We start from the raw sequence: 10,076 nt of genomic DNA, 5'->3' as shown, positions 1-10,076 counted from the left end.
CTCCGCCAACTCCGCGTTATCCACCACAATCTGCCGGAACCGAGGATCACCCCAATCCGGCACCCCCACACTGCCGTCCCACTCCCGATACGGATCCGGCGGCATCGGCCGCGACACCGGATCCTCCACAGCCACACGAGCAACCGGGGCCGGCGCGGCCATCACAGCCGACGGCTGGATCAGCCCAGCGAACACCGCGAAAGCCAGGAAAACGACCATGATTCTTCGAACGCGCAGGGCATTCATGCACGACTCCATAACGAAGACAGGGGGCGGCGACCAGGTCGCCGATCACGGAGGAACTGCGATGAATCAGCTGGTGCGGACGCGCTGTTCGCCGTCCAAAGCCTGCTGCAGCAACGACTTCCAGTACTGCGCCTGCTGCGCCGCGAACTCCCGCTCGGCATCCCAGCTCGACTGATTCGTCTGTGCCGGACCGGCGATCGCCGCCCAGTTCGGCCCCGACGCCGCCGCCGCGGCCGCGTACACCGCGGCCCAGTTCGCCGCCTGCTTCCGCGCCAGCTCCTGCGCCTCGTCCCAGGCCGACCGCGCCGGACCGGTGTGCTCCCCGACCGCCTTCCACGCCGCGACCGCCGCGGCCTTGGCCTTCTCGACCTCGCTCGTCGCGTCCTTCGCCGCCTGCTCCGCCGCCTGCGCGTCCGCCATCAACCGGCTCAACGTCGCCCGCCAGCGCGTGTCGTTGTCCGCGGCCTGCTGCCGGAACACCTCCAGATCCAACCGGGCACCGAAAGCCCAGCCCGTGGCGAAGAAGTCGACCAGATCGCTGTCGGTCGCCCCGGCCCGGGTGGCGTAGGAAGCGCTGACCCGGACCTGCGCGCCCGGGTCGTTGACCGCGAGGTTGCGCACGAACTGCCGGTCCGCCTCCACCAGCGCCTTGGCCTGCTCGCCCTTGGCCTCCCGCGCCGTGGTGTCGCGCTTCTTCGCCGCCTCGAACCCGCCGTTGGCGAACCGCTCCCGATCCGCGTCGTCCCGGCTGTCCACCGCGAACTGCGCAGCCGCGTGCACCTCCGGCGCGAACTCCGCGGTGTAGGCCGCCAGCACTCGCCGCGCGAAATCCATGTTCCGCGCCTTCTTGTCCTGGGAAAGCTTTACGGCGTAGTCGAAACCGGTCGCCACGAACTGCGCGATCGCCGCGTCCGGCGCGCTCGACAACAACGCCTGCCACGCCCCGATCCGCACCGTGGAACGCGGATCGAACCGCGCCAGATACTGCACCCAGAGCTTGTCCGCGGACGCGTCCTGGACGCCGACGACACCCGCCGCGAACACCGGCGGCGGCGTGATCACCGCCCCCAGGCCACCTACGGTCAACGAAAGACAGACAGCACTCATCACCACGCGCTTGCGCACGGAGGCCCTCCCCAGTAATCCACCCGACTCAGGTAAGCGGACCGTAACGAGAACGCCAGCGCCGGGCAATGGTGCGCAGGGTCACCGGTCGGCCATCGGGAACGCCGGTAACGATTCACGGCTTTGCACGATGGGGTGTACGGAAGGCGCGATAAATTAACCCGTTCGGAGGTACGAACTACGAGTTTCGCAACGCGGTACCGTTGCCAAATCGCAATCAGCGAACGCGGCGGAGAGCCCCGAGAAACGCGTCGGTCGTGGCCCGGTCCCGGACCGCGAGCCGCAGATGATCCGGCCCCAGCCCGGGGAAGGTGTCACCCCGGCGAACGGCGTAACCGGCCTCGCGCAGCCGAAGCCGGAGGCCGGCCCCGTCCGGGACACGGACGAGGACGAACGGGCCGCGCGGATCGCCGAGCACGCCGATCCCGGCACCGGCGAGCCGGGACACCAGGTACTCGCGATCGGCCTCCGCCGCCACGGCCAGTTTCTCCGCTTCCTCCAGCGCGGCGGGACGGCAGCAGGCGACCGTGGCCACACCGGCCAAAGTGGACACCGCCCACGGTGGCTGGACCGCGCGCAGCAGGCGGATCGACGACGGCTCGCCGAGCACGTACCCGGCGCGCAGCCCGGCGAGACCCCACGTCTTGGTCAGGCTGCGCAGCACCACGACACCCGGAATCCGTTCCCCGGCAAGACTTTCCGCCTCACCCGGGATCGCGTCGAGGAACGCCTCGTCCACCACGAGCACCCGGCCGGGCCGGGCCAGCGCGCGCAGCGCGGCGGCCGGGTGCAGCACCGACGTCGGGTTCGTGGGGTTGCCGACGAAGACGAGATCCGCTTCCGGGGGAACCGCTTCCGGATCCAGCCGGTAACCGTCCACTTCGGACAGAACGACCCGGTCGACGTCGTGTCCGACGGCCCGCAACGCGGCCTCCGGTTCGGTGAACTGCGGGTGGACCACGACGGCGTGCCGGGGCCGCAGCGCCGAGGCGAGCAGGGTGAACGCCTCCGCCGCGCCCGCGGTCACCAGCACGTCGGCCGGGTCGCGGCCGTGGCGCCGGGCGACCGCCTCCGTGGCGGCCGACGCGTCGGGGTAGGCGGCCAGTTTGTCCAGTGCCGCACCGAGTTCCGCGCGCAGCCACGGCGGCGGCGCCGGGAGCCGGACGTTCACCGCGAGGTCGACGAGCCCCTCGCCGACCTCGCGATCGCCGTGATGGTGGAGGTCATAGCCCGAGCTACTCACTCCCGCCGAGAGCGCGTCAGTCATGGCTCGCGACCGGTGCGTGCGCGCGGACGCGCTCGGCGAAGCGGTCCGCCAGCGCCGGGTACCCGGCCCAGTGGACGTGCAGGTACGAGGCGTGCAGACTCGGCGACGCGAAGCCGTCCAGCGTGCGATCCCAGCCCCACGCCGCGGTTTTCCCGTGCGCGGGCGTGATCTCGGTGCGATGGAACTCGTGACCGGTGACCCGCTGCCCGGCAACGGAAAGGACGTTGTCCGCGACCGCGACCGCCCTGCGGTAACCGAGCTTCCCCCGCTTCGTCATGGCCGCCTCCGCGTCGAGCGCGCCCACCATCGGCAGGCCGTCCAGCGAACGGCACAGGTACAGCAGGCCCGCGCATTCCGCGCTCACCGGCATGCCCGCGGCGATCGCGACGGCGACCGCGGTGCGCAGGTCCACATTGGACGACAAACCGGCGGCGTGCACCTCGGGAAAACCGCCACCGAAGTACAGCCCGGCGCAGCCCGGCGGCAGTTCATTGTCCCGCAAGGGATCCACGTCGACGACGTCGATCCCGCGCGCGGCGAGCAGCTCGACGTTCTCGGTGTAGCGGAAGGTGAACGCGGGCCCGGCGGCCGCGGCCACCGTGGCGCGCGGGCCCTCGTACGCCGGGCCGGGATCCCACGGCGCGCCGGTCAGCGCGGGCGCGCGGCGGGCCACCCGGACCACGGCGTCGAGGTCGACTCCGCCGGAGATCCACTCCGCCAGCTCGGGCAGCAGCCGCCGGGACTCGGCGGCCCGCTCGGCGGCGGGGACCAGGCCGAGGTGACGGCTCGGCGCGTGGATGGAGTCGTCGCGGCGCAACGCACCCAGCAGCGGGACACCGGTCGCCTCCAGCGCGGTGACGATCTCGTCCTCGTGCCGCTGCGAGCCCAGCTTGTTGAGGATCACCCCGGCGAGCCGGACGCGGGTGTCGTAGTTCGCGAAACCCAGCACCGTCGCGGCCACGCTGCGGCTCGCCGCCGAGGCGTCGACGACGAGCACCACCGGCGCGTCGATCAGGCGCGCGACATGCGCCGTCGACGCGTAGCCCTCGGTGCCGAGCGCGCCGTCGAACAGGCCCATGACCCCTTCGATGACGGCGAGGTCCGCACCAGCGGAACCGTGCCGCAGCAAGGGAACCAGCTGTCCTTCGCCCTGGAGGAAGGGGTCGAGGTTCCGGGCGGGGCGGCCGGTGGCCAGCGCGTGGTAGCCGGGGTCGATGAAGTCCGGGCCGACCTTGTGCCCGGACACCCGATGCCCCGCCGCGCGCAGGGCCGCCATCAGGCCCGCCGCGACCGTGGTCTTGCCGTGCCCGGACCCGGGCGCGGCGATGACCACCCTCGCTACCATTCGATCCCTCGCTGGCCCTTTTGCCCGGCGTCCATCGGGTGCTTGACCTTGGTCATCTCGGCCACCAGATCGGCGGCCTCGACCAGTTCCGGCGGCGCGTACCGGCCGGTGATCACGACGTGCTGGTGGCCGGGCCGACCGGCCAAAGTGGACACCACGTCCTCGGCTTCGAGCCAGCCCCACTTGAGCAGATAGCTGAACTCGTCGAGCACGTAGAAGTCGTGTGTTTCCGCGGCGAGGCGGCGTTTGATCTCCGCCCAGCCCTCCCGCGCGTTCTCGGCGTGGTCCTCCTCGCTGCCGGACTTGCGCGCCCAGCTCCAGCCCTCGCCCATCTTGTGCCACTCCACCGGCCCGCCCTGGCCGGTGTCCTCGTGCAGCTTCCCGAGCGCGCGGAACGCGGCTTCCTCGCCGACGCGCCATTTCGCCGACTTCACGAACTGGAACACGCCGATCGACCAGCCCTGGTTCCACGCCCGCAGCGCCATCCCGAAGGCCGCGGTCGACTTCCCCTTCATCTCACCGGTGTGCACGGCCAGCAACGGCCGGTTCCGGCGCTGCCGGGTGGTGAGACCGTCCTTCGGGACGACGGCGGGTTTTCCCTGCGGCATCAGGCGGCCCTCCCGGACGTGCGGGCGCGCACCACGCCGGTGAGCGCGTCGGCGGCGACCTCGGTGAGCGGGACGTGGTCGGCGCCGAGGTGGGTCGCCAGGTCCGCGGCGAGCCCGAGGCGCATCTTGCCGCTCTCGCAGTCCATCACGACCGAGGTGACGCCGTCGAGCAGCCCGGCCGCCGCCCGCGCCCGCGCGACGGCGTCGGCGCCGCTGGTGGCGCGCCCGTCGGTGACCACGATCAGCAACGGACGGCGGCGGGGGTCGCGGATCCCCTCGACCCGTAGCACCCGCGCGGCCTCCATGAGTCCTTCGGCGAGCGGGGTGCGGCCGCCGGTCGGGAGTTCGTCCAGCCGGGACGCCGCCGCGTCGACGCTGATGGTGGGCGGCAGCGCGAGTTCCGCGCCGGTACCGCGGAAGGTCACCAGGCCGACCTTGTCCCGGCGCTGATAGGCGTCCAGCAGCAGGGAAAGCACCGCGGTCTTGACCTCGCGCATGCGCGCGCGGGCGCCCATCGAACCGGACGCGTCGACGCAGAACAGCACGAGATTGCCTTCCCTGCCCTCGCGCCGCGCGAACCGCAGGTCCGGTTTCCGCACCCGCAGCCCGCCGCCGTCGCGACCCCGCGCCCGCTGGTGCGGCGCCGCCGCGCGCACGGTCGCGACCAGGTGCGGGCGCCCCTCACGCACGCTCGAGGGCTGCACGCCGATCGTCCTGCCGTTGTCGGTGATGGCCCGTGAACGCCGGCCGCGCTCCCCCTCGCCGGTCCCCTTGACCTCGAAAGCCCTTGCGCGGAAAGCCTTTCCGGCGCGTTCGACCATGCCGTGCCGCCGGTCGCCGCCGGGCTGTCCGCCCGGGTCGCCCTGCCGCGGCTCGCCACCGGGGCCGCCCTCGGCGGAGGGCGGCGGCGTCGAACCGGACCCCGGGCCGTCGTCGTCCGGCCCGTCGGGACCGTCGTCCGGGCCTTCCGGTGGCCCTGGCTCGTCCGGCTGCGCGTCCTGGAGCGCCTGGTCGAGCTGCTCCTCCGAGATTCCCGGCGCGTCGAAGGGATTCCGGCGGCGGCGGTGCGGCAGCGCGAGCCGCGCCGCCACCCGGATGTCCTCTGTGGACACCTCGTCCCGGCCGGCCCACGCGGCGTGTGCGACGGCGGTGCGCGCGGTCACGATGTCCGCGCGCATCCCGTCGACCTCGAACGACGCGCACACCTCGGCGATCTGCCGCAGCGCGTCGTCCGGAAGCTTCACCGAGGGCAGAAGCCGTTGCGCCGCTTGGATGTCCTCGGCGAGTTCCGCGTCGGACGCGGCGTACTCGGCGGCGAAACCGTCCGGATCCGCCTCGTACGCCAGCCGCCGCCGGACGACCTGGACACGCTGCTCCGGGTCGCGGCTGGAGGCGACCTCGACGGTGAGCCCGAACCGGTCGAGCAGCTGCGGGCGCAGCTCGCCCTCCTCCGGATTCATCGTGCCGATCAGCACGAACCGCGCCGCGTGCGACACCGAAACGCCCTCGCGCTCGACGGTGGCGCGGCCCATCGCGGCGGCGTCGAGCAGCGCGTCGACCAGGTGATCGTGCAGGAGGTTGACCTCGTCGACGTAGAGCAGCCCTCGGTGCGCCGCGGCCAGCAGGCCCGGCTGGTAGTCGGTGACGCCCTCGGCGAGCGCGCGCTCCAGGTTCAGCGAGCCGATGACGCGGTCCTCCGCCGCGCCGACCGGCAGCTCGACCAGCCGGGCGGGCCTGCGGTGCGCCGCGGCGGCGCCCTCGTGCGGGCCGTCCGGGCACCCCGGATCGGGTGATTCCGGGTCGCAGGAGAAACGACAGCCGTCCACGACGTCGACGCTCGGCAGCAGCCCGGCGAGCGCGCGCACCATGGTCGACTTCGCGGTGCCCTTCTCGCCGCGCACCAGCACTCCGCCGACGGCGGGCGAAATCGAGGACAGCACCAGCGCCAGGCGCAGGTCCGGCATTCCGACGACGGCGGTGAACGGGTACGGCTTCAACAGCGCTCCTCGCGGCTCCGGGCGGACTTCCGGCCGATCATCGCACAAGCTGTGCTCGCCGCGGCCGTTGTTCGTGCTCGCTGTGGCAGCCGCGACATTGCGTTGCGCGGGCTCACCTAGGGTGGGTCACCGTGCGCGAAAAATCACCCTTCCCCGTGGTCGGTATCGGCGCCGACGGCTGGGCCGGACTGTCCGAGCAGGCCAGGGCGGCCGTCCTCGCCGCCGACGTCGTCATCGGCGGGGCCCGGCAGCTGGCCCTGCTGCCGGACGGGACACCGACCGTCGAGTGGCCCGCCCGGCTGCTGAACAAGCTCGACGGCTTCCTCGCCAAGTATTCCGACCGGCGGATCTGCGTACTCGCCAGCGGGGACCCGCTGCTGTCGGGCATCGGTAGCACGCTGCTCGACCGAGGCTACGAGGTCGAGATCCTGCCGTCGCTGTCCTCGGTGACGCTGGCCCGCGCGCGGCTCGGCTGGTCCGCCGAGCGGACCGAGGTGGTTTCGGTGGTGGGGCGTGACATCGAGCGCGTCGGCCGGGCGCTGACGCCGGGGCGGAAGGTCCTGGTCCTCGGTGCGAAGGCGCCCGCGCTGCGGAAACTGCTGCGGTCGCGCAAGTTCGCGAAGAGCAAGCTGACCGTGCTGGAAAACCTCGGCGCGCCGGACGAGCTGGTCTCCGACGGCTGGGAGCACGATCCCGGTCCGCTCGCGGTGTTCGCGATCGAGTGCGTCGGCAAGGCGCTCCCGCTGATCGGCCTGCCGGACGACGCCTATGAGCACGACGGCCAGCTCACCAAACGGGACCTGCGGATCTCCGCGCTGGCCCGGCTCGCGCCCTCGCCCGGCGAGCTGCTGTGGGACGTCGGCGCCGGCGCGGGCAGCATCGCGATCGAGTGGTCGCGCATGCACCCGCTGAACCGCGCGATCGCGATCGAGGGCGTCAGCTCGCGGGCCGACCGCATCGAGCGCAACGCCTACAAGCTCGGCGTCCCCGAACTGCGGGTGGTCTGCGGCATGATCCCCGACGCGCTGGTCAAGCTGCCCACGCCGGACGCGATCTTCATCGGCGGCGCGCTGACCCACCCCGACCTGATCACCGGCTGCGTCGAGAACGCTTCGCGGGTCGTCGCGCACGCGGTGACCCTGCAGGGCGAGTACATCCTGGCCGACGCGCACCGGCGCTACGGCGGCGACCTGACCCGGATCTCGGTCCAGCACATCGAGCCGCTCGGCCGGTTCGACGGGTGGACACCCTCGCGGACCGTGACCCAGTGGTGCAAGACGTCATGACGGTGCACTTCATCGGCGCCGGACCGGGCGCCGCGGACCTCATCACCGTGCGCGGGCGCGATCTGCTCGGCCGCTGCGACGTCTGCCTCTACCCCGGCAGCATGACGCCACCCGACCTGCTGGAGTACTGCTCTCCGGAGGCGGTGCTCATCGACACGGCGAACCTGTCGCTGGACGAGATCGTCGCGCGAATGGTCTCGGCGCACGAAGGCGGCCACGACGTCGCGCGGCTGTGCTCGGGCGATCCGTCGCTCTACAGCGCCGTCGCGGAGCAGATGCGCCGTCTCGACGACGCCGGGGTGCCATACGCGATGGTGCCGGGGGTGCCCGCGTTCGCGGCGTCGGCCGCGGTGCTCGGCCGCGAGCTGACCGTGCCCGAGGTCGGGCAGAGCCTGGTCATCACCCGGGCGCAGGCGCGGTCGACGTCGATGCCCCCTGACGAGACGCTGGCGAACTTCGCGGTCAGCGGGGCGACGCTGGCGCTGCACCTGGCGATCAACCACATCGAGCGGGTGTGCGCGGAACTGGTCCCGCACTACGGCGCGGACTGCCCGGCGGCGGTGGTCGCGCTGGCCAGTCAACCCGGCGAGACCGTCGTGCGCGGGACGTTGTCCGACATCGCCGGGCAGGCACGCGCGGCCGGGATGACGCGCGCGGCGACGATCTTCATCGGCCGGGTGCTCGCCGCGGAGGGCTTCCCGGACAGCTTCCTCTACTCCGCCACCCGGGACCGTACTTCCCAACCGGACTCGCTGTGACCAACCCGTCGAAGGCCTCTGAAGGCCACCTTGAGGGACTTGAGTTCCCTCAAGGTGGCCTTCAGAGGCCGCTGTTGATCCTGGGCGGGACGGCGGAGGCTCGGGAGCTGGCCGGTGAGCTGGTGGCGCGGGGCGTGCGGGTGGTGTCCTCGCTGGCCGGGCGAGTGGCGCGGCCCCGGCTGCCCGAGGGCGAGGTCCGCGTCGGCGGGTTCGGCGGCGTCGACGGGCTCGCGCGCTGGCTGGCCGAGCACGACACCGGCGCCGTGGTGGACGCGACGCACCCCTTCGCCGAGCGCATCGGCGCGAACGCCGCCGAGGCCACGCGACGCGCCGGCGTCCCGCTGCTGCGGCTCGCGCGTCCGGGCTGGCAACCGGAGCCCGGCGACGTCTGGCACTGGGTGGACGACCTCGGCGACGCCGCCGCGCGGCTGCCCGCGCTCGGCCGCCGCGTGTTCCTGACCAGCGGGAGACAGGGCCTCGCGGCGTTCGCCGGGCTGGACGCGCTGTGGTTCCTGATCCGCTGCGTCGACCCGCCGGGGCCGCCGCTGCCGCGCGCGCACGAGATCCTGCTCGATCGCGGACCGTACACAGTGGACTCCGAACGGTCGTTGCTGCGGGATCACCGGATCGAGGTACTGGTCACCAAGGACAGCGGCGGCACGCACACCGATGCGAAACTCCGCGCGGCGCGGGAACTCGGACTGCCCGTGGTGGTGGTCCGCAGGCCGCCGCGCCCGGAGGCCGAGACCGTCGGCACCGTGGGAGAAGCCGTCGAATGGGTGCTGAACCGATGAGCGATGTACCAGCCTTCTACGAGACGTTGTACCGCCGCCGGGACGTCCGCGGCGAGTTCACCGGGGCCCCGATCGCGGACGAGGTCCTGTACCGGATCCTCTCCGCCGCGCACGCCGCCCCCAGCGTCGGGCTCAGCCAGCCGTGGGACTTCGTGCTGGTCCGGGACGTCGTGACCCGCGAGAAGTTCGCGAAGCACGTCCACGACGAGCGCGAGGTCTTCGCGGCCTCCCTCACCGCGGACCGCGCCGGGGCGTTCGAGAAGATCAAGGTCGAAGGCGTCCTCGACGCCACGCTCGGCGTCGTGGTCACCTACGACCCGGCGCGCGGGGCGCCGGACGTGCTGGGCAGGCACGCCATCGCCGACGCCGGGCTGTACTCGGTGTGCCTCGCGATCCAGAACCTGTGGCTCGCCGCCACCGCGGAGGGACTCGGCGTCGGCTGGGTCAGCTTCTACCGCGAACCCTTCCTCGCCGAGCTGCTCGGCGTCCCCGCCGGCATCCGCCCGGTCGCCTGGCTGTGCCTCGGGCCGGTCACCGCGCTCGCCGAGGTCCCCGACCTCGAACGGCACGGCTGGCGCGCCCGCAGGCCCCTGACGGCGGCTTTACACCACGAGCGTTTCACCGTCGGTGACCCGGGGTCGGCGTAACAC

At 72.6% G+C, this 10,076-nt stretch carries 10 protein-coding genes; 4 read left to right on the top strand and 6 right to left on the bottom strand.

The window, feature by feature from the left end:
• The 6 genes from ABD987_RS42405 to ABD987_RS42380 form a co-directional block, all read right to left on the bottom strand.
• Positions 1-246, bottom strand: a 246-nt coding sequence (locus tag ABD987_RS42405) for a hypothetical protein (protein ID WP_345408272.1), incomplete at its 3' end; no start/stop codon positions are given.
• Between the two features lie 66 nt (positions 247-312).
• Positions 313-1,308, bottom strand: coding sequence for a hypothetical protein (locus tag ABD987_RS42400; RefSeq protein WP_345408270.1), 996 nt, complete (start codon positions 1,306-1,308; stop codon positions 313-315).
• A 280-nt stretch (positions 1,309-1,588) separates the two neighbouring features.
• Positions 1,589-2,638 carry an Rv2231c family histidinol phosphate aminotransferase CobC gene (gene cobC, locus ABD987_RS42395; RefSeq protein ID WP_345408268.1) on the bottom strand — a complete coding sequence of 350 codons (1,050 nt, stop codon included), beginning with the start codon at positions 2,636-2,638 and terminating at the stop codon, positions 1,589-1,591.
• Entirely contained in the window at positions 2,631-3,983 is a 1,353-nt protein-coding gene (locus tag ABD987_RS42390; RefSeq protein ID WP_345408266.1) for a cobyrinic acid a,c-diamide synthase CobB, read from the bottom strand. The genes cobC and ABD987_RS42390 overlap by 8 nt, the downstream gene beginning before the upstream one ends.
• Positions 3,977-4,591: a cob(I)yrinic acid a,c-diamide adenosyltransferase gene (cobO, locus tag ABD987_RS42385; protein WP_345408264.1), complete on the bottom strand. Its 615-nt coding sequence runs from the start codon at positions 4,589-4,591 to the stop codon at positions 3,977-3,979. The genes ABD987_RS42390 and cobO overlap by 7 nt, the downstream gene beginning before the upstream one ends.
• Positions 4,591-6,588, bottom strand: coding sequence for a putative cobaltochelatase (locus ABD987_RS42380; protein WP_345408262.1), 1,998 nt, complete (start codon positions 6,586-6,588; stop codon positions 4,591-4,593). Before ABD987_RS42380 ends, cobO begins: the two co-directional genes overlap by 1 nt.
• 131 nt (positions 6,589-6,719) lie before the next feature.
• Here ABD987_RS42380 and cbiE point away from each other — a divergent pair, with 131 nt between their 5' ends.
• The 4 genes from cbiE (at position 6,720) to bluB (ending at position 10,073) form a co-directional block, all read left to right on the top strand.
• Positions 6,720-7,874 carry a precorrin-6y C5,15-methyltransferase (decarboxylating) subunit CbiE gene (gene cbiE / locus ABD987_RS42375; protein ID WP_345408260.1) on the top strand — a complete coding sequence of 385 codons (1,155 nt, stop codon included), beginning with the start codon at positions 6,720-6,722 and terminating at the stop codon, positions 7,872-7,874.
• Positions 7,871-8,632 carry a precorrin-4 C(11)-methyltransferase gene (gene cobM, locus ABD987_RS42370; RefSeq protein WP_345408258.1) on the top strand — a complete coding sequence of 254 codons (762 nt, stop codon included), beginning with the start codon at positions 7,871-7,873 and terminating at the stop codon, positions 8,630-8,632. Before cbiE ends, cobM begins: the two co-directional genes overlap by 4 nt.
• A 71-nt stretch (positions 8,633-8,703) precedes the next feature.
• On the top strand, positions 8,704-9,426 hold the full coding sequence (locus ABD987_RS42365; RefSeq protein WP_345408278.1) for a cobalt-precorrin-6A reductase: 723 nt from the start codon (positions 8,704-8,706) through the stop codon (positions 9,424-9,426).
• On the top strand, positions 9,423-10,073 hold the full coding sequence (bluB, locus tag ABD987_RS42360; RefSeq protein WP_345408256.1) for a 5,6-dimethylbenzimidazole synthase: 651 nt from the start codon (positions 9,423-9,425) through the stop codon (positions 10,071-10,073). Before ABD987_RS42365 ends, bluB begins: the two co-directional genes overlap by 4 nt.
• Positions 10,074-10,076 lie beyond the last annotated feature (3 nt).

Origin of the sequence: Amycolatopsis samaneae (assembly GCF_039541975.1) — a bacterium.
Taxonomy (GTDB): domain Bacteria; phylum Actinomycetota; class Actinomycetes; order Mycobacteriales; family Pseudonocardiaceae; genus Amycolatopsis; species Amycolatopsis samaneae.
This window is presented reverse-complemented; position numbering and strand designations above follow the sequence as displayed.